Raw genomic sequence first — 23,829 nt, 5'->3', positions numbered from 1 at the left:
GGGTGTCGCTTACTTCTTCACGAAGTCGCAGCCGCCTTCGGACAGTGGACGGAAGACATGCTCCGGCGGGATCGCGGCACCGACCGTGTAGAAGTCGTTCTTGCCCTTGGACTGGGCGGGCGTCTTCACTTCCACCGGATAGACCGGGCGCATCACCTGGCCGTCCTCGCGGATCTTCACGTCCTTCGACATGAAGTCGTTCACCGGCGTGGCTTTCATGTTGGCGACGACCGCGGGGCCGGCATCGGTGCCCGTGGCCTGCACGCTCTTCAGGTAATGCGTCACCGCGCTGTAGACACCCGCCATGATGTAGGTGGGCACCACCCCGTTGTTGCGTTCCATGAAGCGCTTGCTCCAGGCGCGCGAAGCCTCGTCACGATCCCAGTAGAAAGGCACCGTGATGTGCAGCCCCTGCGCCGTGTCCAGACCCATCGCCGACACGCTGTTGATGGTCATGCCGAACACGCTCACGATCTGGCCGCCCTTGGTGATGCGGAACTCGGCTGCCTGCTTGAGCGAGTTGGAAAGATCCAGCCCGGCATTCAGGATCACGATGGCCTTCGCGCCGCTCGACTGCGCCTGCAACAGGTAGGAGGAAAAATCGGTGGTGCCCAACGGATGTTTGACCGAACCGACCACCTTGCCGCCACCCTGCTCGATGAAGCGCGTGGCCTCGGCCTGCAGTGCGGCGCCGAAGGCGTAGTCCACAGTGACGAAGAAGAAGGTCTTGACGCCCTTGTCGAGCAGCGTCTTCACGCCGGCCTTCGGCAACGAGTAGGTGTCGACCAGGAACTGGAAGCCCATGGGCGAGCAGGCCTTGCCGGTGAGATCGGAGGTCACGGTGCCGGCGATGAGATAGGGCTTCTGCTTGTCTTTCATCAGCGTCTGCACGCCGAGCGCGATCGACGAGGCCGAACCCCCGACGATCGCGTCGACCTTGTCGGTGTCGAGCCATTTGCGCGCCGCGTTGAGCCCGACGTCGGGCTTGTTCTGGTCGTCGACCGTCACCAGCTCGATCGGCTTGCCATTGACCTTGCCGCCGAAATCTTCGATGGCCATGCGTGCCGCCACCACCGAGCCGGGACCACCATTGCCCGAGTAGGGACCGCTCAGGTCCGCCATGAGGCCGATGCGCACCACGTCGTCCGAGATCTGCGCATGGGCGAGGCCGGCCGCGGCCAGCGCGGCTGTCGCGAAGACGGCACGCAATGCCGTGAGGGAGTGCCAAAGTCTCTTCATCTTGATGTCTCCTGCTGTCGTCGTTGATGGAAAGGGTCAGCGGCCCGAAGGCAGCGCCAGGATCTGCTTGGCGAGGATGTTTCGCTGGATTTCATTGGAGCCGCCGAAGATCGCCGGCATGCGCGAATCCAGGTACTGGTTCATCACGTCCACTGCGATGCCGTCGATTTGCACGTCGTCGATCTGGCCACCGTGATCGCCCGCGAGCTGCACCAGCTCGTCGGTGATGCGCTGGTAGGTCTCGGTGCCCCAGACCTTGAGGTACGAGACTTCGGGCCCGAGTTCCTCGCCGCTGCGCAGGCGTCCCATGAAGAGTTCGAAGGCCGACTTGAGGTCGCGCACGTCCAGCACGAGCTGCGCGTAGCGGTCGCGGAAGTCCGCGAGCCGCAGCGCGCGCGTCGCCTGGGCCAGCCGGTCGAGCTGGGCCAGCGCGTACTCGCACTGACGCGGCGTGCCGAAGAAGATGCGCTCCTCGCGCAGGAAGGAATTGGCCACGCTCCAGCCATCGTCGATGCGACCGACCACGTTCGAGACCGGGACGCGCACGTTGTCGAAGAAGACTTCGCTGAACTCGCCCTCGCCTTTCAGATTGACGATCGGCCGGACCTTCACGCCGGGCGTCTTGAGGTCGATCAGCAGGAAAGTGATGCCGCGCTGCTTGGCGCCTTCGACCTTGCTGGTGCGCACCAGCGCGAACATCCAGTCGGCACCCGGGCCGAGCGTGGTCCAGGTCTTCTGGCCGTTGACCACCAGGTCGTCGCCGTCGCGATCGGCGCGCGTGCGCAGGCTCGCGAGGTCGGAGCCGGCGTTCGGTTCGGAGTAGCCCTGGCACCACATGATCTCGCCGCTCAGGACGCGCGGCAGGTGATAGCCGATCTGCTCGGGCGTGCCGTGCATCAGCAGCAGCTTGCCGATCGCGAGGCCGTGGTCGGGAATGCGCGCGCAGCCATGCCGGGCGATCTCCTCGGCATAGATCACCTGCTTGATGGCGGACAGGCCCATGCCCCCGGCCGACTTGGGCCAGGCCGGCGCGAGCCAACCCTTCTTCGAGAGCGACTGATACCAGTCGGAGATGTCGGCGTAGTAGGCGCGCTTCTTCATGAAGCGCTTCTCGGGCGGGTAGTGGGACGCGATCCAGGTGGCGAGCACGCGGCGGAACTGCTCGTCGGACAGATCGGCCACGTCGACGCCGTCCGCCACCGTGAGCGGCTCGCTGTCGGCGCTGCGCACGCGCCCGGTCTTCAGCAACTCGCCGAGAAAGCTCGTGCGCTGCCACAGCGAATTGCCAAGCCAGGCAGAGAGCGCCAGCGCGCGCTTCAGGTAGAGCCCGATGTCGGTTTCGTCGGCGATGCCCATGCCGCCATGCAGATGGATGGCGTTCTTGCCGACGAAGAGCGCCGCGCTGCCGGCGCGGGCACGCGCTGCGCGCAGCGACTGAACGCGCGTCGCGTCGTCCGCGGGCCGGGTCCAGTCGAGCAGCGCGTTCTCGGCCGAGGCACGCGCCAGTTGGCACTGCATCCACATGTCGACCATGCGGTGCTGCAGCGCCTGGAACGAGGCGATCGGCTTGCCGAACTGGACGCGCTGCGACGTGTAGGCGACGGTGATTTCCAGGGCACGCTCGGCCAGGCCCACCAGTTCGAAGGCGCTGGCGAGGCGCGCCAGTTCGATCGCGTCGGCGACCGCGTCGCGCACCGCCGGGCCGCGCGCGAGGCAGGCGTGCGTCTCCAGCCTCACGCCCGAAAGATCCAGGTCGCCGAAATTCAGTCCGTCGATCGTGCGCGTGCTGCGGACCGGGGCGTCCTCCACCCAGAACAGCGCAGGGCTGCCATCCTGCTGCGCATAGACCAGAAAGCCGTCGGCGGCATCGGCCAGCGGCACGAAGCGCTTGACCGCGCCCTGCGCGCCGTCCGACTCGAAACGCCAGCCCGAATCGCTGCGCACGGCGCGCAGTCGCACATCGTCGACGGACAGCGCGCCCGCCGTCTCCTGCCAGGCCAGCCCCACCAGCTTGCTGCCCGCCAGCACGCCGTCGAGCAAGGACCGCACGGCCTGCGATTGCGCGGCCAGCGGCACCAGCGCCTGCACCACCATGAGGCCGCAGGCCACGAAGGGTTCCGGTGCGAGGCCTCGGCCGAGTTCGCTGGCGATCAACATGGCTTCGGCCGCGCCGAGTCCGTGACCGCCGAGCGATTCGGGCACGAGCACGCCGCTCCATCCGGCCTCCGCCATGTTGTGCCAGACGGCGCGGTCGACGGGAAGCGGCTGCTCGCGCAACCGGCGCACCCGCTCGGGCCCCGGCTGTCGCTCGTGGAAGTCCTGCACGCTATCGCGCAGCATCGTCTGGGTTTCGTCGAGATGAGTCATGAAATAAAGTGGCGTGAAGCTAGGCGCCGCGACCGATGGCGATTTCGTCCGTTGGCAGCGGGTGGGCGCGGAACTGCTCGCGCAAGATGAGCTTCTGGAGCTTGCCGGTGGCGGTGTGAGGCAAGGTGTCGACGAAGACCACATCGTCTGGCATCCACCACTTCGCCACCTTGCCGCTCATGAAGTCCAGGATCGACTCGCGCGTCGGCCGGGCGCCGATTTTCGCGACGATGAGCAGCAGCGGCCGTTCCTGCCAGCGGCTGTGGGCGACGCCGATCACGGCCGCCTCCTGCACCTCGGGATGGCCCATCGCCGCGTTCTCGAGATCGATGGACGAGATCCATTCGCCGCCGGACTTGATCACGTCCTTGGAGCGGTCGGTGATCTGGACGAAGCCGTCGGGATCGAGCGTGGCCACGTCACCCGTCGGGAACCAGCCCTGGTCGTCCACCGCATCCGCATCGGCGCGGTAGTAGCCGGATGCCACCCACGGGCCGCGCGCCTTCAGGTCGCCGAAGGCCTTGCCATCGTGCGGCAGCGGCTGGCCGTCCTCGCCGAAGATCTCGATCTCGACGCCGTAGATCGCGCGGCCCTGCTTGGCCTGCATGTCGTAGCGCTGCTGGAGGCTGAAATCGCGGTGCTTGTCCAGCGGCATGCCGATGGTGGCCAGCGGGCTGGTCTCGGACATGCCCCAGGCATGGATCACATAGGCACCGAAGAGCTCTTCGAATTTCTGGATCATGGCGCGCGGCGCGGCCGAACCGCCGACGACCAGGCGCTTGAGCACGATCTGCGAGAGGTCGAGCGAATCGCGATGGCGCTCGATGTAGTCGAAGAGGCCGAGCCACACCGTGGGCACGCCCAGCGAGAAGTTGCAACGCTCGTCTCGCAGCAGGCGGTAGATGTTCTCTCCCGAGAGATGCGGGCCGGGCAGCACCAGCTTCGCGCCGCACATCGCGCCGGCATAGGGCACGCCCCACGCATTCACATGGAAGAGCGGCACGACCAGCAGCACGCTGTCGCGTGCCGAGACGGCAAGTCCGTCGGCTGCGCAGGCGAGAAAGGAATGCAGCACCGTCGAGCGATGGCTGTAGAGCACGCCTTTGGGATTGCCCGTGGTGCCGGAGGTGTAGCAAAGCGACGAGGCGGTGTTCTCGTCGAAGACCGGCCACTCGCAGTCGGCGGATGCCTGGGCCAGCAGGTCCTCGTAGCACAGCAGGTGGGGCAGTGGCACATCGGGCATCTGCGCGCGTTCGCACATCGCGACGAAGCCCTTCACGTGCCCAAGCTGCGGGGCCAGCTCGGCCAGCGTGGCCGCGAAGCTGATGTCGAAGAAGACGTAGCCGTCCTCGGCATGGTTGACGATATAGGCGATCTGCTCGGGAAAGAGCCGTGGGTTCACGGTATGCAGGACGGCCTGCATGCCCGAGACGCCGAAGTAGAGCTCCAGATGCCGATGCGTGTTCCAGGCCAGCGTCGCGACCCGGTCGCCCGGCTCCACGCCCAGCCGGGCCAGGGCGTTCGCCAGTCGCTTGGCGCGCTGCTGCACCGAGCGCCAGTCGCTGCGATGGATGCTGCCGTCCACCATGTGGCTGACGATCTCGCGGTCGCCGTGGTAGGCGGCAGCGTGGTCGATCAGCCCGGAGAGCAGCAGTGGTCGTTGTTGCATCAGGCCGTGCATGGCTTGTTCCTTTTCCGACGCCTGTCAGTGGTAGCTGCGCCCGCCGTCGACCGCCAGCACGATGCCGGTGACGAAGGACGACTCGGCGCTGCTCAGGTAGAGCGCGGCCAGCGCGATCTCGTGCGGCTCGCCGATGCGGCCCAGGGCGTAGCGCGGGCCGACCTGCTCGCGCAGCACCTCGGGCGAATAGCCGCCGCGCACCATCGGCGTGTCGACCGCTCCCGGGCAGACCGTGTTGACCCGCACCAACGGCGCCCATTCCATCGCGAGCGAACGGCTCATCGAGATCACGCCGGCCTTCGATGCCGCGTAGGCGCTGCGCTGCTTGAAGGGCGACAGGCCCTGCCCGGAGGCAAAGTTGACGATCGTTCCTCCGCCGGCGTCGCGCAGATGCGGCAGACAGGCGCGGCAGACGATGAAGCTGCCGGTGAGGTTCACGTCCAGCACGCGCCGCCAGTCGGCCAGGCTCACCTGATCGGCCCAGTCGGTATTGGCGATGCCTGCCGCGTTCACCACGCCGTCGATGCCGCCCAAGGCCGCGCAGGCCTCGGCCACGGCACACTCGACCGCGGCTTCGTCGGTGACATCGGCTTCGAGGCCGATCGCGTCGGCGGGCAGCGCCGTCGGGCGCTGACGGTCCAGCGCAGCGACACGCGCGCCGGCCGCGCCGAACAGCGTCGCCACGGCATGTCCGATGCCCGAGGCGGCGCCGGTGACCAGGATGCGTCTGCCGGCCAGCCGGCCGGCAACCTGCACGGCCGAGATGTCGACGGGTGTGTGCATGGGCATGGCCCTCAATTCGCCTTGATGTTCTTGCTGCGGATCACCGGACCCCAGCGCTCGGACTCCGCCTTCAGGTAGGCGGCGAATCCGGCCTGGGTCAGGAGCAAGGGCTCAACGCCGGCGCGGTCGATGGCGTCGCGCATTTCGGGCGTGTCGAGCACCGCGCGGAGCTCGGCGTACAGCCGCGCCTGCAGCGGCTTCGGCGTGGCCGCGGGCAACAGCACGCCGAACCAGCTGGCGGTCGCGAAGTTGGCGAGTTCCGGCACACCGGATTGCGCGATCGGCTTGAGGTCCGGCGCGAGGGGCGAAGGCTTGAGCGAGCTGACGCCGATGGCTTTCAGCTTGCCCGCCTTCACGAACGACAAGGAGGCCTTCGAGTCGAACATGCCCTGCACTTGCCCACCGACCAGATCGGTCAGCGCGGGCCCGTTGCCGCGATAGGGCACGTGCACGATCTGGACGCCGATCTGCGAAGCGAACAACTCGGCGCCGATGTGCGGGCTGGAGCCGTTGCCCGATGAGGCAAAGGTGAACGGCTTGCCCGAGCTTCGCATGTACTTGACCAGCGAAGGCAGGTCATCCGCCGGCACCGAGGGATGCACGAAGAGGATGGCCGGCGCCACCGCGACCATGGCCAGCGGCTCCAACGCGCCTTCCTTGTAAGGCAGGTCCGGCATCAGAAAAGGGTTGGTCGTGTAGCCAAAGCTGGTCACCAGAAGCGTCCGGCCGTCGGCCGGAGCGCGGGCCGCCGCAGCGGTGCCGATCACGGTGCCGCCGCCGGCGCGGTTCTCCACCATCACCGGTTGGCCCCAGCGCACGGACAGGCGCTGGCTCAACGCGCGTGCCAGGTTGTCGGTGAGCCCGCCGGCCGCGTAGGGAACGATGAGCGTCGTCGGGCCGTGCAGGAAGGGTGCATCCGCCGCGCTCTGCGCGAACGAAGTCGGCGGCGACAGCAGCGCGACCGCCGCGAGCAAAGCGGCCGCGCGATGCAGCAGCCGCGCGGCGAAACTCGTTCGTCCGGCCGACCGGTAAGGACCGATATTGCGCTTCGGCTCGAGAGACTTCTTCATGATTCAGGCAGATGTCGTTCCGACCGTGCGGCACAGCTTCTGCGCGCGCGGCGTGGTGGTGGACGATGAAACCGGTGCGTCGGAGACCGAAGCTTCCGCATTGCCGCGTGCCTCGACGCACAAGCCCTGCAGCGCCATGTCCAGAAACTGCGCCATCACTTGCGCTGCCGAAAGCCGACCGTCCGACCGATGCCAGTGGCTCATCTGGTTGAGTCCCGAAAGAAGGAAGCGGCCGGCCAGCGCCGGATCGACCGCGCGCAGCTCGCCGCTCTCGACACCTTCGGCGATGCAGCATCGAAGCAGGCTCTCGTAGCGGTCACGCAGCGCGATCGCCGCGAGATGTTGCCCTCCCCTGCCGCCTTCGTGAAAGGCACGGGAGCCTGCGATCCAGCGGTCGCGGGCGTGGTCGAGCACCTGTGCCGAGGCCAGCATGAACGCGCGGATGCGCGCCGTGGGCGAATGCACCAGCGCCACCGCGCCGCACACATCGTCGAACAGCGCCTGCATCGAATCGACCACCACGCGCTCGTACAGCGCTTCCTTGTTGGGGAAGTAGTAGTACAGCGCGGCCTTGGTGATGTCCGCCGCTTCCGCGATGTCACGCAGCGAGGTGCGCTCGAATCCGTCGCGCGCGAACAGCTGCCTGGCGATGGCCAGCAACTGGCTCTCGCGCGATTCGAGCGCCGCGGGGCCGATCGACGTGGCGGGCATTCGGTGCAGTTGCATGGCAGCGTGACAAGTCGAAGCGAGGGATCGAAGCTCAACGGCCGGTGAAGACCGGTTTGCGCTTCTCGAAGAACGCCTTCTGAGCTTCCTTGGTGTCCTCGGTCTTCGAAAGGGCCACGGTGTTGCCCTGCTCGTAGCGGTAGGCATCGCGCGGCGGCATCGTCAGCGTCAAGCGGGCTGCCTCCTTCGCCAGGCGCACCGCGATCGGGCTCTTGGATGCGATCTCGCGCGCGATGTCCATCGCGTAGGGCATCAGTTCCGCGGCCGGCAAGCAAGCCTCGACCAGTCCGAGCCGATAGAGTTCTTGCGCGGTCACCTGCATGCCGGTGTAGAACATGCGCCGTGCGCGCGACTGGCTGAAATGCTTCTGCAGAAAGGTCACGCCGCCGGCCAGGCCGACGTTGATTTCAGGCATCGAGACATACGCGTCTTCCGAGGCGACCCAGATGTCCGAGCCCATGACCAGGCCGAAGCCTGCCCCGAGCGCGGCGCCGTTGATTGCGGCGATCACGGGCTTCGAGCATTCGACCACCGCGTAGTACGACTCGCGCACGATGCGGTTGTGCCGCCCATAGGCGCCCGGCGTGGCGGCGAGATTCGGCCGCTCGCGGATGTCGGCGCCCGCCGAGAAGCATTTGCCGGCGCCGGTCAACACGATCACGCTGACGTCATCGCGGTCGCTCAGCTCGTCGAACACCTGGATGAGCTCGTTGCGCAGGTCGGCATTCTGCGCATTGACCGGCGGGCGATTGAGCGTGACCACCGCGATGCGGTCTTCGACGGTCAAGAGAAGGGTCTTGAAGCTGTCCATGAGCGTTCCTTGTGACTAGTGGGAAAAGACGGCGGCCTGGCGAGTGGAGATCAGTGCATCCAGGCACACCGCGCCTTGGGGTTTGACGACGAAGGGATTGATGTCGATACCGGCCAGCTGGTCTGCATGACGCACCGCGAATTCCGACAGTCGGCTGAGCGCATCCGCCAAGGCCGCCGTGTCGAAGGCCGGCCCCCCGCGCCAGCCCTTCAACAGGGCCGACGAGCGCACCGCATTCACGAGCGAGTTCGCTTGCGCGGGCGACAGCGGCGCGGAGGCGAAGGCTACGTCCTTGAACAACTCGACCGCGGTACCGCCGAGGCCGAACATCACCATCGGGCCGAACACCGGGTCCATGTGAATGCCGATGATGGTCTCGACGCCGCCCTTGACCATCGGCGCGATCAGCACGCCGTCGATCCGGGCCTGCGGCGCGCGTTCGGCGGCGCGGGACATGAGCGTGTCGTAAGCGGCCAGGACCGACGGCCGGTCCGGCAGGTCCACCAGGACGCCACCGACTTCGGTCTTGTGCGGAATGTCGGCCGACACGATCTTCGCCACCACGGGGTAGCCCATGCCATCGGCCGCGCGCGCCGCGGCCTCGGCACTGTTGCAGATCTGCTCCGGGAGCACGGGGATGCCGGCAGCGCCGAGGATGGCCTTCGCCTCGGCTTCGGTGGCGGCCGGCGGCAACGCTTCGGCAACGGCGGTGGGAGCGACAAGGCGGCGCAGCTGGCGCCGCAGGCGCGCCATGCGCGCCGCGCCGCCGACGGCACGCACCGCGCGCGACGGGTCGGCGAAAACCGCGACGCCGGCGGCCTCCAGCCGCTGGGTCACCGACGGGTCGGACAACATCACGAGTACCAGCGGTTGCTGCGGATGTTTCGCGCGCAGTTCGATCAGGTGTTGCTCGGTCGCTGCGAAGCGAGTGGGCGAGAGGCCCACGTGCGCGAGGTACGCGAACAAGCTGCCGAATGGCGAACCCGGCAGCAGCATGGCTTCGAGGGTGCGCGGCACACCGTCGGGCACGGACGTTACTTGTGCGGTCGTGTCGTAGGGATTGGCCGGAACAGCAAAGGGCAACAGCTCGCGCAGCGCTTGCTCCGACTGGGCGGTCAGCGGCGGCAGTGTCAAACCCAAGTCGGTAGCGTCATCCGCCATCAGGATGCCGATGCCGCCCGAGCCGGTCATGATGCCGATCTGCTCGTTCGCAGGCAGATGTCCGCAGACGGCGCAGAGATGCGCGATGTCGAGCATCTCCTCGATCGAGCTCGCGCGGTGGGCACCACATTCGGCGAATACTGCGTCGTAGATCGCATCGTTGCCGGCGAGCGAACCGGTGTGCGTGGCCGCCGCGGCGGCACCGACCTCGGTGCGACCGATCTTCATGATCACCACCGGCTTGCCCGCCTGCGCCGCCTTGCACAGCGCGGCGCGCAGGCGCGCGCCGTCCTTGCAGGCTTCGAGCGCGGCGCAGATCACCCGCGTGTCGGCGTCGTCCACCAGGTAGTCGATGCATTCGGCCACGTCGACGTCGGCCTCGTTGCCGGTGGCGATCACCCGGCTCAGCCCGATGCCGCGCAGTGTCGCCATGCCATAGGCGGCCGAGCCGAATGCGCCGCTCTGCGTCGCCATGCCGATCACGCCCGGCTTGGGCCGCAAGCCGTTGAGCGCGGTGGAGAAGGTGGCGTAGAAGTTGGCGGAAGGATTGAGCAGGCCGAGCGCGTTGGGTCCGACCATGCGCATGCCGGATTCGCGGCAGATGCCCACCAGCCGCGCCTGCAGTTCGGCACCGGCTGCGTTCGCCTCGGCGAAGCCGGCGGTGAAGACCTGCACCACCCTCACACCCTTGAGAGCACAGTCCTGCAATGCGGCCTCCACCCCGGACACCGGCACCGCGACGATCGCATGGTCCACCGGACCCGGCACGTCGGCCAGGCTTGCATAGGCAGGCAGGCCCTGGATCTCGGCGGCACCGCTGCGGTTGACCGGATACATGGCACCGGCAAAGCCGGCTTCGACCAGGAAGCGAAGCGGACGGCCGCCGATGCGCTCGGGGTCGGAAGACGCGCCGATGATCGCCACCGACGACGGAAAGAAAAGCGGATGAAGGGGATGCATGCCGGATGGATCAGAGAAAGGCGTGCGTCACGCCGCCGTCGACGAGCAAGGATTCGCCGGTGATGAAGCCGCTGTCGCTGCTGGCCAGGAAGAGTGCAGCGCGCGCGATATCTTCAACCTGCCCGAGCCGGCCGACCGGCGTGCGCGCGATTCGCTTGGCGATGCCGGCCTCGTCCACGTTGATGCTCACGCCCTCGGTCATGATGGTGCCGGGCGAGATCGCGTTGACGCGGATCTTGCGCGGACCCAGCTCCACGCCGAGCGCACGCGTCAGACCGAGCACGCCCGCCTTGACGCCGCAATAGATCACGCCGTTGGGCATGCCGAGATAGCCCGCGGCCGAGGCGATGTTGATGATGCAGCCGCCACCATTCTTTTCCATCAGCGGTGCCGCGACCTGGGTGCCCCAAACGACCGAGTTGAAGCCGGTGCCGACCATGCGTTCCAGCATCTGTGGCGTGACCGCGTCGATCGGCCCGTAGCGGACCCAGATCGCGTTGTTGACCAGCACGTCGAGCCGGCCGAACTCGCGCTCCATCGTGTCTACCGCGGCTTCGAAGGTGCCGCGCTCGGCCACATTGCCGCTGCACGCGACGGCCTTGCCGCCCTGCTCGCGGATCGCCTGCGCAGCGCGCTCGGCATTGTCCGCCTTGATGTCCAGCACGCCCACTGCCGCGCCTTCTGCCGCGAACGCATCGCAGATCGCGCGGCCGATGCCTTGCGCGCCGCCAGTGACCAGTGCAACCTTGCCAGCCATTCGAGAGGTCATGCTTGTTTCCCGCTTTCTGTGCAAAATTCTACCGGCCGGTTAGTAAGTCGGCGATCCACAATCACCTAGGAGATACCCTATGAATGCAAACGTTCTGGAGCGCCGCGTCGGCGAACTCATGGACCGAGAGGCCATCCGCGAGTGCATGAACCGCTATTGCCGCGGCATCGACCGCCAGGACGAGGAAGCCTTGCGCAGTGCCTACTGGCCGGACGCCACCGACCGTCACGGCGCCTACCAGGGCAGCGCCGCCGGCTTCATCGACCGTGCGCTGGAAACGCTCGCCACGCGGGGCGAACGCTCGATTCACAACATCACCAATTTGTCGATCGAACTGCACGGCAGGCAGGCCGCGGTCGAGACCTACTTCCTGGCACTCCAGCGCGACCGCGATGACGAGGGCCGACCGCGCGCCGTTTTCCTGGCCGGCCGTTACGTGGACCGGTTCGAGAAGCGCGCGGACGAATGGCGCATCGCGGCGCGCACCGTGGTCTATGACTGGATGCGCCCCCTCGACGTGGCCGAGGGCAGCGAGGCCGAGCGCTTCGGCCCGCGCACGCCGATCGGTGGCACGAAGCCGGACGATCCGCTCTACGCGTTGCTGGCAGAGATGCGAATGGCGCCAGCCACCCGCTCGGATTGATGCCGGCAACCGATGTCCGCCAGAACGAACGACGCGCCGGTGACGGGGACGGCCGAGTACATGTCGACGCGTGCGCAGTTCGGCCGATCGCTCTCTGCCAAACAGGCCGTGCGCCATCCGCTGGCTCGCCAGCGAGCCTCGCACAGAAGTCCGCGCACGCGGCCGTTCACAAGCCCGAGGTTAGGCTTTGCCAGCCTTCGGAGGCTTCCTCGATGGGCCGACCGACCGGGTCGTCATCACGGCCGAGTCGCGCCGCCGCGAAGTCGTCTGCGCCTCGTGTGTCCTCATGCCGATCAGGATGATCTCGAGGTATTGCTCGATCACCTGGCGTGGCGTGAGCGGCCCGTCGCGCTTGATCCAGCGCGTCATCTGGTTGAGGGTGGAAAGCAGCAGGCGGCCCGCGATGGCCGGATCGACTTTGCGGAATTCGCCGGACGCCACACCCTCCGCGATGCATGAGCGCAAGAGCTTCTCGAACTTGTCGCGGCGCCCGACCGCGGCGGCGCGGATCTGCGGCCCCATGCTGGACCAGAACACGTTCGATCCGGCGATCCATGCATCGGGCGCGCCGGCGAACACGTCCGCCGCACTGAGCATGAAGGCGCATACCTTTTCGGTTGCGCTCCCGGCCTGCACGACAGCCTCGCTGACCCGGTCGATCAGGGCCTGCAGGCTGTCGACCACGATCTGCTCGTAGAGCGCTTCCTTGTTGGGAAAGTGGTAGTAGAGCGCGGCCTTGGTGACGCGCGCTTCCTCCGCGATGTCGCGCAGCGAGGTTCCGGCGTATCCGCGAGCTGCAAACAGGCGCGACGCAATCTCGATCAATTGCGTGGGGCGATCTTCCACCGCGTCGACCTTGTTTGCTTTCGTGCCTCGTGCTGCTTTGCCGCTTGCCATCCGTGCCCTCGTGTTGCGCATGAATATACGTCATGCGTGGCCGAGGCGGACGGCGACGGCAAGCCCTGGTACGGCTTTGTCTGCAGGAAAAACTGCGCACTCACTGAACAACGGACTGAAGTTGACGCGATTTCCAACGCGACGCTTCGCGGTCCTGCCGGAAGCCGTGCATGGTCCCTGGCCGAAACCTTCAGGCACGATCGCAGAACGTCCAACGGGCAAGAAAGCACTACCGGAACAAGAGGCTGATGCCAAAGACAATTCCAGCCATCGCGAACGTTGCCAGCAGGCAGGGAAGAATGAAGAGCGCGGCTCCGAAGTCTTCGTGATGTCTATCAATGAATTCCCATAGCTTCATCTCAATCTCCGAGACAAGTTGAAGGTTAAGTCCGGTTCGCTTCGCATAGAAGCCTGAATCTTTCGAATCGATCCATCGAGATGGACGATAGATAGACTGAGGCCTATCTGTCGGCGATAAGGAAAATCCGCCCCATGGCCGGGGCGGACGGGACGTTCCCGACCTACTGAGCGACCAAGGTGCGGCGGAGCACTTGCTTGCGGTTGTCGATGCTGAATGCGCCCGCGCCGAACGCCACAACCTGGATCAACCCCCCGGCCATCGCGAGGTTCTTGAAGAAGTGGAACAGCTGGTTCTGATCGCCGAGCGCGTGGTGGAAGATGAGCGCGGAGACGATCGAAAACGCGGCAAGCCCCGCCGCAACCACGCGGGTGCGGTAGCCTGCCAGCAGGAGCAAGCCGCCACCCAGTTCGATGACGATGGAGGCCAGGTAGCTAAGCACCGGCACGGGCAGCCCGACCGATGCGATGTATCCCTGGGTCGCCTCGGGCGCCGCGATCTTTCCCAGGCTGCTGACGATGAAGATCGCGGCCAGGAGGATTCGTCCGACGAACGGCAGGACGGTATGGTTGTGTTCAGAAGTCGTGTTCATGATGTGTTCCTTCGGTTGATGACGTGCCCTGAAGGTTATGAGCTGGACATCCCCTTTGGAAGCCTATATCTTTCGATGCAACCCATCGGCAGGAGCGATCGATGCTGGACGGCGTATCCATGGATCAGCTGCGAACCTTCATTGCAGCGGCGGACGAAGGCAGCTTTTCGGCTGCGGGGCGCAAGCTGCGCCGGGCTCAATCGGTCGTCAGCCAGACCCTGGCCAACCTCGAAGCGCAGATCGACGTACAGCTGTTCGATCGGTCGGCGCGCTATCCGCAGCTCACCAAGGAGGGCACGGCGCTCCTCGCGGAGGCCCGCCTGGTCGTCAACGGCATGGACGGCTTCAAGGCGAAGGCGCGGACCATTGCCGAGGGCCTGGAACCCGAGCTATCGGTCGTGGTGGACGTGATGTATCCCATGGAGTCCATGACCGTGGCCGTCGGCCTGTTCCGGGCGGCATTCCCGCACACACCGCTTCGCCTCTACGTCGAAGCGTTGGGTGCGGTCATTCAGCCGGTGCTGCAGGGCACTTGCCGGCTCGGCATCATCGGATCCTTGTCTGTCGTGCCGGACGCCGTCGATGCCGAGAAGCTCCTCGACGTGCAGATGGTCACAGTGACCGGCAACGCCCATCCTCTCGCGCGCCGCAAGGGCGTCATCCGGCTGCGCGAACTGGAGCAGCACGTGCAGCTGCTCCTGACGGACCGCACGACACTGTCCGACGGCAAGGCCTACGGCGTCTTCTCGCCACTCACCTGGCGTCTTGCGGATCTGGGTGCGAAACATGCATTCCTGCGCGCAGGGTTCGGCTGGGGACACATGCCGGTCGCGATGGTCCGCAATGATCTCGATGCCGGTTCTCTCGTGCAGATCCAGGTCGAGAACTTTCAGCCGCGAACGCCGCCGATCGCGATGCTTGCGGTCTATCGCAAGGATTCGCCCCCAGGGCCGGCCGGTCGCTGGTTTCTCGACCAGCTCAAGCAGACCGATGCGCCATCTCGATCTTGAACGTTCGGGGACTGGTGCCATAGGCAAGTCAACCGACCCGCACACTCAACTCGCCCAGGCCGTCGATGCCGCCCTTCATCGTCTGCCCTCTCTCGACCTTGCCCACGCCTTCCGGGGTTCCCGTGTAGATCAGGTCACCGGGACGCAGTTCGAAGAACGTGGAGAGATTGGCAACGATCTCAGCGCATAACCAGATGAGCTTTGCAATGTCGCTGCGCTGGCCGGACCAGGATGTCGCGCCCTGCCCTCCCAATGGCAATCACCAGCTCGATCTCGTGCTGAAAGTCCATGCTCTGCGACGGATACGAAATGCCGATGGTCTTGCCCGGCGGCACCACGACGATCGCGTTGTCGGGCTTGCAGAAGAAGAACGGAGGCTCCCGTTCGGGGTCGAAGCCCATCTCGCGGGCATGCGCGGCATAGTTGCGGCCGACACAGTAAATGCGCCGGACAGGAAAGGCAGCATGGCTTCCCACGATGGGGATGCCGACCTGCGGCTCCGGTTCAAAGACGAAAACCATGGGACGAGCCGTTCTAGTTGTGAAGCTTCAATAGGTTGTATCCGGTGTTCATCCGGATTGGGTTTGAGAGACTGGAAGTCGCCAAACACCCAATCCACTCAGGACGCCCAACCGAATGAACACCCATAAGCATGCCCGACTTACTTTTGCCCGCCGAATCGAGATGGTCAAACAGATGACCTTGGAAGGCCTTGATGCCGTGCAAGCGGCAGCCGCGCACGGCGTCACTGCGCCAACGGCACAACCTCTTGACGCTTCACACCTAGATGTGTCCAACCATCCGTCGCGCGGCGAAGAGCAGGCCGATTTGATCTACCAGAACGTCCTGCGCTCAGTCGCGGACAACGATCCAAGATGAATGATCTAGAACCCTTTGCAAAGCTGGCGCAAACGTTGCCATTGGATGCCCCCTTTGAACGTCGGGGCGTCAGAAATGCCCAGGCTCGATAGTTTTGCAGGTTACGTCATGGGCCGCTTCTGCCACTGAATATGGGGCTCGCAGGCAGCGAGGCCGCTGGCTGCGCAAGGCTGTCGTCGTTTGGCAGGACACCGTCGCCTTACAGAGTTCCTTAGCATCGGCCGATGTCTGACCTTCCCGAATCGCTCCCATCGGGCGATGCGCCCTACCGTCGGATCCCGCTGGGACCGTGCCACGTCGATGTGACCGCGCGCGACGACGGCAGCCTCCTCGTGTGCTCCGGCGAGGCCGCCATGCCCTACCCGGCCAAGTTGACGGACAAGCTGTCGGAAGGGGCGGCCATTCACCCGCATCGCCTGTTCCTTGCCGTCCGGAAGCCCGACGGCGATTGGCAGCGCATGACGTATCGGGAAGCCATGGACCGGGTCCTGCGCATCGCGCAGTCGCTGCTGGAGCGAGGCCTGTCCGAAGAGCGGCCGATCGCCATTCTGTCGGGCAGCAGCATCGAGCACGCGCTCCTTGCGCTGGCCGCGATGCATGTCGGCATTCCCCACTGCCCCGTGACACCGGCCTACTCGCTGGTCTCGACCGACTTCGCCAAGCTGAAGCACGTGCTCGCCCTGCTCACACCGGGCCTGGTGTTCGTGGACGATGGCGCGGCTTTCGACAAGGCCATTGTGGAGGTCCTTCCGGCCGACGTCGAAGTCCTGACCTCGACCTCGCCACTGGTCTCGCGCACAAGTACGCCGTTCGAAGCGCTGCAATCCAGGCCGGCGAGCGCGCAGGTCTCTCGCGCGAGTGCAGCGGTCATGCCGGACTCGACGGCGAAGATCCTGTTCACATCCGGTTCGACCGGCATGCCCAAGGGGGTCATCAATACCCAGCGAATGCTGAGTTGCAACCAAGCCATGTTCGCGCAGGCCTTTCCCGTCATCTTCAGCCAGCCGCCGATCATCGTGAGCTGGCTGCCCTGGCATCACACCTCGGGCGCCAACCAGATGATGGGGCTGACGATCTTCTGCGGCGGTTCGCTCTACGTCGACGACGGCAAGCCGATTCCGGGCGAGATCGGCAAGACCGTGGCCAACCTGCGCGAGGTCGCGCCGACGATCTACTTCAGCGTGCCGCGCGGATTTGCTGAACTGATCCCCTATCTTCGTGCGCAGCCCGAACTGCGGCAGAACTTCTTTTCGAAGCTTTCGCTGCTCTACTATTCCGGCGCGGCGCTCGGCGATTCGCTGGTCGCGGACCTCGATGAACTCGCCGTGCGGACGGTCGGCGAGCGCATTCCCATGATGTGCGGCTATGGTGCGACCGAAACGGCCCCGCTCGCCCTGGCAACCAATTGGATCTGCAGCGAAACCGGTCTGGCCGGACTGCCGGTTCCGGGTTGCGAACTGAAGCTCGTCCCGGTGGCAGAAAAATACGAGGCCTGCCTGCGCGGACCGCACGTGACGCCGGGCTACTGGCGCCAGCCGGAACTCACGCGCAAGCTCTTCGACAGCGACGGCTTCGCCCGGATGGGCGATGCGCTGTCGTTCGTCGAACCCGGGAACATCGCGCGCGGTCTGGCCTTCGACGGCCGCCTCGCGGAAGACTTCAAGCTGTCGACCGGCACCTGGGTCAACGTCGGCACGCTGCGATCAAAGATGATCCTCGAGGCGAAGGGCGTGTTCCTTGACGTCGTGCTGGCGGGCGAGAACCGCGACGAGATCGCGGCCCTGCTCCTGCTTGATCGCGCCGCCGCCTATGCACTGTGCGACATGAATCCGCAGACAACGGAATGGCTCGAACTGCTGGCCCATCCCGGCCTGCGGGCTGCCGTCCAAACCGTCCTCGACACGCTGGCGCGCCGGAGCACCGGCAGTTCGACGCGCATCGCACGCGCCATTGTTCTCGAGGAAGCGCCGAGCGCCGCGGCGGGCGAATTGACCGACAAGGGCTCCATCAACCAGCGCGCACTGCTGGCCCATCGTTCGACGCTGGTCGATCGGCTCTACGCCGCATCGCCCGTGCCGGCGGTCCTTGTCGCTCAGAGCACAGTGAAGTAGCGGATCACGTTGCCGGTCTCCATGCGTGCGCCGACGCCGATGAACAGATGCCGCGTCAGCCAGTCGTGCTTGCCGGGTGGCGTCTCGAAGGTCGGCGAACACCGGAAGTAGTAGCTCGCCGGGTCCACGGTCTCGCCCGGCGGCAATTGGTACAGCCGGTCCATCACCTCCGGCGCGCCGTGGCGGAAGCCTCGGTTCTGGATGTAGATCAGGGTGCCGTCCTGTTCCTCCATGAAGTAGCGCGCATCGAAGCAGAACACGCCGTCGGCGCGCACATGGGGGAACTCCCCACCGTGGTTCAACACCTTGCCCCTGAGGCGCGGGCCTTCGAATTCGCCGCCGACGACAGGCACCGACAGGCGTGCACCGCCGATCGGCGGGTTGTCCAGGCGCAGGCGCGGCGCGAGCGTCAGGCGGGTTTCGAATGCGAATTCAAGCTGGGGTTCCATGGCCGCTCCTTCATTCAGGCAATCATAGAAAGAGGCGGACGCTGGCGGCGGTCGTACCAAACGACGACAGAGGTTGTCGTGTTTTCGTACGACGGCGCGCTGTCACGCGCACGGCTATCTTGGCATCCATGTCATCCAGAGACCGCGCCATGAAGATCCATCGCAGGGACGCCCTCTGTGCCGCCGCGGTCCTGCTCGCGGGGTCGCGGGCCTGGGCGCAGAAGCTGCCTGCCGACAGGCCGGTGCACATCGTCGTGCCCTTCGCGCCGGGCGGCACGACCGACATCATCGCGCGCCAGGTGTCGGTGAAGCTGTCCGAGGTGCTGAGCCAGTCGGTGGTGGTCGACAACCGGCCGGGCGGGGCCGGCACGATTGCCGGCGCGCTGGTGGCCCACGCGGCGCCCGACGGATCGACCTTGCTGCTCGGCGGCCTCGACCTCGCGACCGGCGCCACCCTTCTCGGCGGCCACACCAGCTTCGATCCGCCGCGCGATCTGAGCGCGATCGCCCCGCTCACGCTGGGCCCCGTGGTCCTGCTCGTCAATCCGTCGAAGACCCGCTTCGACAGCCTCGCGGAGCTGATCTCCGCGGCCCGGGCGCAGCCCGGCACCCTCACCTTTGGCTCGGCGGGCAACGGCAACGTCACCCACCTGTTCGGCGAGATCTTCAAGCGCAGCGCAAAGATCGACTTGCGCCATGTCCCCTACCGCGGGGCGGCGCCGGCCATGACCGACCTGATGGGCGGCCAGATCACGATGATGTTCGGCGGCACGGCCAGCGCACGCGAGATGGTGGCGGCAGGCCAGCTCAAGGCCCTGGCCGTCACCGGTGCCGAGCCCCCGGCGGGACTGGCCGGCGTGCCGACCTTCGCCCAGGCCGGTCTGCCCATGCCCGAAACCGAGCTGGGCGCATGGACCGGGCTGTTTGGCCCCGCCGGCATGCCCGAGGGCGTCGTGACGCGACTCAACCAGGCCGTGAACACGGTCCTGCAGATGCCCGAGCTGCGCAGGCAGCTGGCGCAGAACGGCTTGGTCGCGGACCCGGGCTCGGCCGCGATGCTGCAGGCGCGCCTCGCATCGCAGACGCGGACCTGGGCCCAGGTCATCCGTTCCGCCGGCATCACGCTCGAGTGACGGACATGGAACACACGATGGGCCACATCCGCTTCGAGGCCATCGGCCCGGTCGCCGTGGTCGGCCTCGACAGTCCACCCTTCCATCCGCTGAGCCGCGCAATGGTGCTGCGCCTCGGCGAACTGCTGGTGCACTGTGCGCAGGACGATGCGCTGCGCGTGCTGGTGATTCACGGCACCGGTGACAAGGCCTTCAGCGCCGGCTCCGATCTGGCCGAGCTGCACACCCTGATCGCGCACGGTCCGGAGGCACTCGCTGCGAAGTTCGCGCAGGACGAAAGCGTCTTCGGCGCTCTCGCCCGCTTTCCGAAGCCGACCATCTCCGCGGTCGAAGGTGCCGTGATGGGCGGCGGCCTCGAACTCGCCGTGTGCTGTGACTGGATCGTCGCATCGCGCGCGGCGCGCTTCGGCCTGCCGGAGGTCAAGCTCGGCGTCTTTCCCGGCAGCGGTGGCACGGTGCGCGTGACGCGGCGCATCGGCGACGGACGCGCTCGGCAGATGATGCTGCTCGGCGATCCGATCGACGCCGACACGGCAGAGCGCTGGGGCCTCGTCAACCAGCTGTCCGAGCCCGGCCAGGCGCTGGACGATGCGCGCCGCCTGGCCGTGCGGCTCGCGCGCGGACCGGCCCTCGCCATGCAGCTGTGCAAGCAGGCGCTCGATGCGGCGTCGGAACACGGTGAACAGGAAGCACTCGCCCTGGCCCGCAGGCACGCCGTGGACCTGGGTGCTTCGGCCGACCTTGCCGAAGGCTTGCGTGCCTTCGACGAGAAGCGGCATCCCCGCTTCGGCGCCAGCAAGATCCGCTGGCCGCCGGACGCGTAATGCGCTCAGGCGGCGTGCGCTTCCTCCTCGATCAATGCCTGCATGATCCGCCTGAAGCGCGACACTGCCGCATCGGCCGAGGTCAGCACCATCGGCGATGGCACCGATGCATCGATGACCCTCTGCTGCGCTTCGATCATCGTGCGGTCTTCCTGGAAGGCGTTGACGACGGCCGCGACCTGCAGGGGCACGCGTCCGTCGTAGGTGTCCTGCGCGCGATGGCCCGCCGTGAAGTAGTAAATGCTTCGCCGCGCCGTCACCGGAACCACCGCCTGCTGGGTCATGTTGACGTGGCGCGGCCGGGCCGATGGCTTGGCCATTCCCGACGCCTTCGCCGTTCCGAGAGCGTGGTACTCCGAAGTGAGCAGAAAGATGCCCGGCGCCAGATAGTCATACGCCGTCCAGCGGTCGAAACGCGCGTCGTCGGGCGCACCGATGTGCCTCGGCGGCCGGTCGTCGACCAGCCATCGTTCGACGCGCAACCCGCGCTCGATCGGGGTGACGGCAGGACGCGTCTCGCCCCACTGAAGGCTTTGCCTTCCAAGCGTTTTCTCGTGCACGTAGCTGAGGTGCGAGAGATCGAGCAGGTTGTCGTTGATCAGCTCGTAGAACGCTTCGTACGCCATCGCATCCTGGCCGTAGATCCAGTCGGTCTGAGCGGGACCGATGAGGCCGCGAGGGATCAGGTCTTCGCTCGCCCTGGCCGGGTCGCCCATCCACACCCAGATCCATGCCCCGGCCTGCGCCACCGGGTAGCTGCGCACGCAGGCCTTCGGCGGGATCCGGTCCTGCCCGGGCACCTCGATGCACTGGCCCGACGGGTTGAACTTCAACCCGTGGTACATGCAGCGCAGATCGTCGCCTTCCCTGCGACCCAGGGACAGCGGCGCGTGCCGGTGGCAGCAGCGATCCTGCAGCGCCACCAGCGCGCCGTCGGACTTGCGATAGAGCACGATGTTGTCGCCGATGATGGTGCGGGCGACGACGGCATCCGATGCGACGTCTTCCAGCCATCCGGCGACATACCAGCAATTGCGCAGGAACATGGTCGAGACTCCGTGGTCAGGGAACGAGTCGGAATGTTAGGGGCCGGCTTCAGCGCAGACGGTCCTACCGAACAACGACAGCGACTGTCATCGTTCGAGAGGACAAGGCCGGCGGCCCGATGGACCTAGCATCGGCGCATGAGCATTTCGAAGCAATTGGCTGCGCATGCCTCGGGCACGCACTTCGACGATCTGCCCGCGCAGGCGGTGGCGGCCGTGAAGCGCAGCCTGCTCGACGCACTCGGCGTCACGCTCGCCGCCGGCACGCTGGGGCAGGCCTCTCGCGCCTTCGTCGAGACGGCGCGAAGTTCCGGGCAGGGTCCGAGCCGGGTCATCGGCTTCGGCTTCGGCGCGGCGCCTTCGCTGGCCGCGCTGGCCAACGGCGCGATGTCGCATGCGCTGGACTACGAGGACACCCATGACGCCGCGCTGGTCCATCCCCACGGCATCGCCCTGCCGGCCGCGCTTGCCGTCGCGCAGGCGGTCGGCGGCATCACGGGCGCGCAGTTCATCGCAGCGCTCGCGGTGGGGGCCGACATCAGCTGCCGCCTCGGCCTCGCCATGGCCGATGACGACACCCGGCGGGGCTGGACGATGCGCCCGCTGCTGGGCACCTACGGCGCCGCGGCGGCCGTCGGCAAGCTGCTGGGCCTCGACGAAGCACGGATGGTGCAGGCCTTCGCCCTCGCCTTCAACCAGGCCACCTGCAGCAGTGGCTTCCTCTCGTCGCCGAACTCGCACATGCGCGAGATCCGCGACGCGTTCGGCGCGCAGGCGGCGGTGATCGCCGCGCAGCTCGCAGCACGCGGTGTCAACGCCTACGACCAGCCGATCGAGGGCGCCCATGGGCTCTACGCGATGTATGCCGGCGGGCGCTACGACGCTGCGCAATTGACCAGCGGCCTGGGCCGCGTCTTCGAAGGTGCGAACGTGAGCTTCAAGGCGTGGCCTTCGTGCCGCGGAACACACTCGTTCATCGAGGCGGCACTCAGCCTGCGGGAAGAAGCGCCGGTGGCACCGGCCTCGATTGCGCGGATCGACGCCGTCGTGAGCCCGACCTTTCGCATCCTCTGCGAACCGCTGGCGCAGAAACGATCGCCGCAAACAGCCAACGATGCGAAGTTCAGCGTCCCGTTCTCCACCGCCATCGCGCTGGTGCACGGGCGGTTGAGCCTGGCGGACTACCTGCCGCCCGCCCTGGGCGACCCCGAGGTGCTGGCGATGGCGCAACGCGTGCACTGCGAAGTCTGCAACGACTGGAACTTCGACGATTCGCTGCGCGGCATTCTGAAGCTCACGCTGCATGACGGCCGGGTGTGGGTGCGTGAGATTTCGAGACCCCTGGGCGATGTGCGTCATCCGATGTCCGAGGCCGCGCTGCTCTCCAAGTTCATGGATTGCGTACGCTATGCGGCCACGCCGATCGCACCGGAGCGCGCCCGTCGGATCGCCGCGGGCATCGCGACCCTGGAGCGCGCGCCCGACCTCTCGGCACTGGACGTCTGACCCTTCGACGGCCGGTCAGGCCAGCGCGGCGATGATGAAGTCGCCGACTTCGCGCGCGAAATCCTCGGGCAGCTCGACGGGCGACAGATGCCCGCAATCCAGGGCAAGAAAGCGCGCCCCGGGAACCGCATCGGCAATGGCGCGCACGCCCTCCATCGGCAGCATCGGGTCACGCTGGCCGGCCACCACCAGGGCCGGCACGGCGATGGACGGCAACAGCGGGCGCAGGTCGGCATCACGCAGCACGGCCGAGGCCGACACGTAGCCGCGCGGGTCCATCAAGGCGCAGGCCGCGTGCACCGTAGCGATGAAGGGGTCGCGTGTCGCGCGAAACGCCGGCGCGAACTGGCGCTCCACCATGCGCGCGGCAACGGGCGCCATGCCGTCGCGCAGCACCACGGCTGTCCGGGCGTCCCAGCCATCGGGCGGCGCCGGCAGCCTGGCCAGCGCATGCGAGACCACCAGGGCCTGCAGCCGCGCGCCATGCGTGGCTGCGGCATGCATCGCCACCATCGCGCCGATCGAAATGCCCGCCACCGAGAAACATCGCGCACCGACGGCATCGGCCATGGCGAACAGGTCGCGCGACAGCATCTCGATGCCACAGTCGCCGGCCGTCGTGTCGGTGCCGCCATGGCCGCGCAGGTCGTAGCGCAGGATGCGCAAGCGCTTCGTCAGCAAAGGGGTGACGCGATCCCAGATGCCCTGATCGGCGCCCAGCGGATGAACCAGCACGAGCCATGGAAGATCCGCCGGACCTTCGAGCCGGAAGTAGTGCCGCACACCCCTCACCAGCGCGATCGGCATGGCCTTC

Annotated in this window: 21 protein-coding genes and 2 pseudogenes; 8 read left to right on the top strand and 15 right to left on the bottom strand. The window is 66.8% G+C overall.

The window, feature by feature from the left end:
* Positions 1-9: 9 nt before the first annotated feature.
* Genes WDLP6_RS32225 through WDLP6_RS32185 form a run of 9 tightly spaced genes read right to left on the bottom strand, consistent with a single transcriptional unit; the run spans position 10 to position 11,567 of the window.
* Positions 10-1,239: an ABC transporter substrate-binding protein gene (locus WDLP6_RS32225; RefSeq protein ID WP_162595358.1), complete on the bottom strand. Its 1,230-nt coding sequence runs from the start codon at positions 1,237-1,239 to the stop codon at positions 10-12.
* Positions 1,240-1,275: 36 nt separating this feature from the next.
* A complete protein-coding gene (locus WDLP6_RS32220; RefSeq protein WP_162595357.1) occupies positions 1,276-3,606 on the bottom strand; it encodes an acyl-CoA dehydrogenase in 2,331 nt (776 codons plus the stop codon).
* Between the two features lie 19 nt (positions 3,607-3,625).
* On the bottom strand, positions 3,626-5,287 hold the full coding sequence (locus WDLP6_RS32215) for a 3-(methylthio)propionyl-CoA ligase (protein WP_162595356.1): 1,662 nt from the start codon (positions 5,285-5,287) through the stop codon (positions 3,626-3,628).
* Between the two features lie 24 nt (positions 5,288-5,311).
* Positions 5,312-6,070: an SDR family NAD(P)-dependent oxidoreductase gene (locus WDLP6_RS32210; protein WP_162595355.1), complete on the bottom strand. Its 759-nt coding sequence runs from the start codon at positions 6,068-6,070 to the stop codon at positions 5,312-5,314.
* An 11-nt stretch (positions 6,071-6,081) separates the two neighbouring features.
* A complete protein-coding gene (locus WDLP6_RS32205; protein ID WP_162595354.1) occupies positions 6,082-7,140 on the bottom strand; it encodes a tripartite tricarboxylate transporter substrate-binding protein in 1,059 nt (352 codons plus the stop codon).
* Positions 7,141-7,143: 3 nt separating this feature from the next.
* Positions 7,144-7,851 carry a TetR/AcrR family transcriptional regulator gene (locus WDLP6_RS32200; protein ID WP_232077636.1) on the bottom strand — a complete coding sequence of 236 codons (708 nt, stop codon included), beginning with the start codon at positions 7,849-7,851 and terminating at the stop codon, positions 7,144-7,146.
* A 49-nt stretch (positions 7,852-7,900) separates the two neighbouring features.
* Positions 7,901-8,677, bottom strand: a complete 777-nt coding sequence (locus WDLP6_RS32195; protein WP_162571720.1) for an enoyl-CoA hydratase/isomerase family protein — start codon at positions 8,675-8,677, stop codon at positions 7,901-7,903.
* 15 nt (positions 8,678-8,692) lie between these two features.
* Positions 8,693-10,798 (bottom strand): acetate--CoA ligase family protein, encoded by a 2,106-nt coding sequence (locus tag WDLP6_RS32190; RefSeq protein WP_162595352.1) that lies wholly within the window; start codon positions 10,796-10,798, stop codon positions 8,693-8,695.
* A gap of 10 nt (positions 10,799-10,808) precedes the next feature.
* Positions 10,809-11,567 carry an SDR family NAD(P)-dependent oxidoreductase gene (locus tag WDLP6_RS32185; protein WP_162571718.1) on the bottom strand — a complete coding sequence of 253 codons (759 nt, stop codon included), beginning with the start codon at positions 11,565-11,567 and terminating at the stop codon, positions 10,809-10,811.
* Positions 11,568-11,646: 79 nt separating this feature from the next.
* Between WDLP6_RS32185 and WDLP6_RS32180 the strand changes: the two genes are divergently transcribed.
* On the top strand, positions 11,647-12,210 hold the full coding sequence (locus WDLP6_RS32180; protein WP_162571717.1) for a nuclear transport factor 2 family protein: 564 nt from the start codon (positions 11,647-11,649) through the stop codon (positions 12,208-12,210).
* Positions 12,211-12,390: 180 nt separating this feature from the next.
* Here WDLP6_RS32180 and WDLP6_RS32175 read toward each other — a convergent pair whose 3' ends face one another.
* Entirely contained in the window at positions 12,391-13,056 is a 666-nt protein-coding gene (locus tag WDLP6_RS32175) for a TetR/AcrR family transcriptional regulator (protein ID WP_162595351.1), read from the bottom strand.
* A 10-nt stretch (positions 13,057-13,066) separates the two neighbouring features.
* Here WDLP6_RS32175 and WDLP6_RS32170 point away from each other — a divergent pair, with 10 nt between their 5' ends.
* Positions 13,067-13,459 (top strand): hypothetical protein, encoded by a 393-nt coding sequence (locus WDLP6_RS32170; protein ID WP_162595350.1) that lies wholly within the window; start codon positions 13,067-13,069, stop codon positions 13,457-13,459.
* Between the two features lie 169 nt (positions 13,460-13,628).
* On the opposite strand, the gene WDLP6_RS32165 is transcribed toward WDLP6_RS32170, so the two are convergent.
* On the bottom strand, positions 13,629-14,057 hold the full coding sequence (locus tag WDLP6_RS32165) for a DoxX family protein (protein ID WP_162595349.1): 429 nt from the start codon (positions 14,055-14,057) through the stop codon (positions 13,629-13,631).
* A 101-nt stretch (positions 14,058-14,158) separates the two neighbouring features.
* On the opposite strand from WDLP6_RS32165, the gene WDLP6_RS32160 reads away from it, so the two are divergent.
* Positions 14,159-15,067, top strand: coding sequence for a LysR family transcriptional regulator (locus WDLP6_RS32160; RefSeq protein WP_162595348.1), 909 nt, complete (start codon positions 14,159-14,161; stop codon positions 15,065-15,067).
* Positions 15,068-15,095: 28 nt separating this feature from the next.
* Here the strand turns inward: WDLP6_RS32160 and WDLP6_RS32155 are convergent.
* Positions 15,096-15,588, bottom strand: a pseudogene (locus WDLP6_RS32155) (fumarylacetoacetate hydrolase family protein).
* A gap of 115 nt (positions 15,589-15,703) precedes the next feature.
* Between WDLP6_RS32155 and WDLP6_RS35290 the strand changes: the two are divergent.
* Both WDLP6_RS35290 and WDLP6_RS32145 read left to right on the top strand, forming a co-directional pair.
* Positions 15,704-15,877 (top strand): annotated as a pseudogene (locus tag WDLP6_RS35290) (IS481 family transposase); the annotation flags it as partial.
* Between the two features lie 293 nt (positions 15,878-16,170).
* Complete coding sequence (locus tag WDLP6_RS32145) at positions 16,171-18,057, top strand: feruloyl-CoA synthase (RefSeq protein WP_162595347.1); 1,887 nt, start codon at positions 16,171-16,173, stop codon at positions 18,055-18,057.
* Here the strand turns inward: WDLP6_RS32145 and WDLP6_RS32140 are convergent.
* Positions 18,039-18,506 carry a DUF3237 domain-containing protein gene (locus tag WDLP6_RS32140; protein WP_162595346.1) on the bottom strand — a complete coding sequence of 156 codons (468 nt, stop codon included), beginning with the start codon at positions 18,504-18,506 and terminating at the stop codon, positions 18,039-18,041. The genes WDLP6_RS32145 and WDLP6_RS32140 overlap by 19 nt on opposite strands.
* A 149-nt stretch (positions 18,507-18,655) precedes the next feature.
* On the opposite strand from WDLP6_RS32140, the gene WDLP6_RS32135 reads away from it, so the two are divergent.
* Both WDLP6_RS32135 and WDLP6_RS32130 read left to right on the top strand, forming a co-directional pair.
* A complete protein-coding gene (locus WDLP6_RS32135) occupies positions 18,656-19,639 on the top strand; it encodes a Bug family tripartite tricarboxylate transporter substrate binding protein (protein ID WP_162595345.1) in 984 nt (327 codons plus the stop codon).
* A 5-nt stretch (positions 19,640-19,644) separates the two neighbouring features.
* Entirely contained in the window at positions 19,645-20,463 is an 819-nt protein-coding gene (locus WDLP6_RS32130) for an enoyl-CoA hydratase/isomerase family protein (RefSeq protein WP_162595344.1), read from the top strand.
* Positions 20,464-20,468: 5 nt separating this feature from the next.
* On the opposite strand, the gene WDLP6_RS32125 is transcribed toward WDLP6_RS32130, so the two are convergent.
* The gene (locus tag WDLP6_RS32125) at positions 20,469-21,509 is read right to left on the bottom strand and encodes an aromatic ring-hydroxylating dioxygenase subunit alpha (RefSeq protein WP_162595343.1); all 1,041 of its coding nucleotides are present in this window, start codon (positions 21,507-21,509) and stop codon (positions 20,469-20,471) included.
* Positions 21,510-21,647: 138 nt separating this feature from the next.
* On the opposite strand from WDLP6_RS32125, the gene WDLP6_RS32120 reads away from it, so the two are divergent.
* Positions 21,648-23,015, top strand: a complete 1,368-nt coding sequence (locus WDLP6_RS32120) for an MmgE/PrpD family protein (protein WP_162595342.1) — start codon at positions 21,648-21,650, stop codon at positions 23,013-23,015.
* 15 nt (positions 23,016-23,030) lie between these two features.
* Here WDLP6_RS32120 and WDLP6_RS32115 read toward each other — a convergent pair whose 3' ends face one another.
* Positions 23,031-23,822, bottom strand: a complete 792-nt coding sequence (locus tag WDLP6_RS32115; protein WP_162595341.1) for an alpha/beta fold hydrolase — start codon at positions 23,820-23,822, stop codon at positions 23,031-23,033.
* Positions 23,823-23,829 lie beyond the last annotated feature (7 nt).

It is taken from the genome of Variovorax sp. PBL-E5 (genome assembly GCF_901827185.1).
In the GTDB taxonomy this organism is placed as follows: Bacteria; Pseudomonadota; Gammaproteobacteria; order Burkholderiales; family Burkholderiaceae_C; genus Variovorax.
Note: the sequence above shows the minus strand (reverse complement) of the source record. Positions and strands in the feature narration are given on the sequence as shown.

Bases quoted from the DNA above. Each gene is read 5' to 3' on its own strand.
- WDLP6_RS32225 (WP_162595358.1), bottom strand. From the start codon at position 1,239: ATGAAGAGACTTTGGCACTCCCTCACGGCATTGCGTGCCGTCTTCGCG.
- WDLP6_RS32220 (WP_162595357.1), bottom strand. From the start codon at position 3,606: ATGACTCATCTCGACGAAACCCAGACGATGCTGCGCGATAGCGTGCAG.
- WDLP6_RS32215 (WP_162595356.1), bottom strand. From the start codon at position 5,287: ATGCACGGCCTGATGCAACAACGACCACTGCTGCTCTCCGGGCTGATC.
- WDLP6_RS32210 (WP_162595355.1), bottom strand. From the start codon at position 6,070: ATGCACACACCCGTCGACATCTCGGCCGTGCAGGTTGCCGGCCGGCTG.
- WDLP6_RS32205 (WP_162595354.1), bottom strand. From the start codon at position 7,140: ATGAAGAAGTCTCTCGAGCCGAAGCGCAATATCGGTCCTTACCGGTCG.
- WDLP6_RS32200 (WP_232077636.1), bottom strand. From the start codon at position 7,851: ATGCCCGCCACGTCGATCGGCCCCGCGGCGCTCGAATCGCGCGAGAGC.
- WDLP6_RS32195 (WP_162571720.1), bottom strand. From the start codon at position 8,677: ATGGACAGCTTCAAGACCCTTCTCTTGACCGTCGAAGACCGCATCGCG.
- WDLP6_RS32190 (WP_162595352.1), bottom strand. From the start codon at position 10,798: ATGCATCCCCTTCATCCGCTTTTCTTTCCGTCGTCGGTGGCGATCATC.
- WDLP6_RS32185 (WP_162571718.1), bottom strand. From the start codon at position 11,567: ATGACCTCTCGAATGGCTGGCAAGGTTGCACTGGTCACTGGCGGCGCG.
- WDLP6_RS32180 (WP_162571717.1), top strand. From the start codon at position 11,647: ATGAATGCAAACGTTCTGGAGCGCCGCGTCGGCGAACTCATGGACCGA.
- WDLP6_RS32165 (WP_162595349.1), bottom strand. From the start codon at position 14,057: ATGAACACGACTTCTGAACACAACCATACCGTCCTGCCGTTCGTCGGA.
- WDLP6_RS32160 (WP_162595348.1), top strand. From the start codon at position 14,159: ATGCTGGACGGCGTATCCATGGATCAGCTGCGAACCTTCATTGCAGCG.
- WDLP6_RS32145 (WP_162595347.1), top strand. From the start codon at position 16,171: ATGTCTGACCTTCCCGAATCGCTCCCATCGGGCGATGCGCCCTACCGT.
- WDLP6_RS32140 (WP_162595346.1), bottom strand. From the start codon at position 18,506: ATGGAACCCCAGCTTGAATTCGCATTCGAAACCCGCCTGACGCTCGCG.
- WDLP6_RS32135 (WP_162595345.1), top strand. From the start codon at position 18,656: ATGAAGATCCATCGCAGGGACGCCCTCTGTGCCGCCGCGGTCCTGCTC.
- WDLP6_RS32130 (WP_162595344.1), top strand. From the start codon at position 19,645: ATGGAACACACGATGGGCCACATCCGCTTCGAGGCCATCGGCCCGGTC.
- WDLP6_RS32125 (WP_162595343.1), bottom strand. From the start codon at position 21,509: ATGTTCCTGCGCAATTGCTGGTATGTCGCCGGATGGCTGGAAGACGTC.
- WDLP6_RS32120 (WP_162595342.1), top strand. From the start codon at position 21,648: ATGAGCATTTCGAAGCAATTGGCTGCGCATGCCTCGGGCACGCACTTC.
- WDLP6_RS32115 (WP_162595341.1), bottom strand. From the start codon at position 23,822: ATGCCGATCGCGCTGGTGAGGGGTGTGCGGCACTACTTCCGGCTCGAA.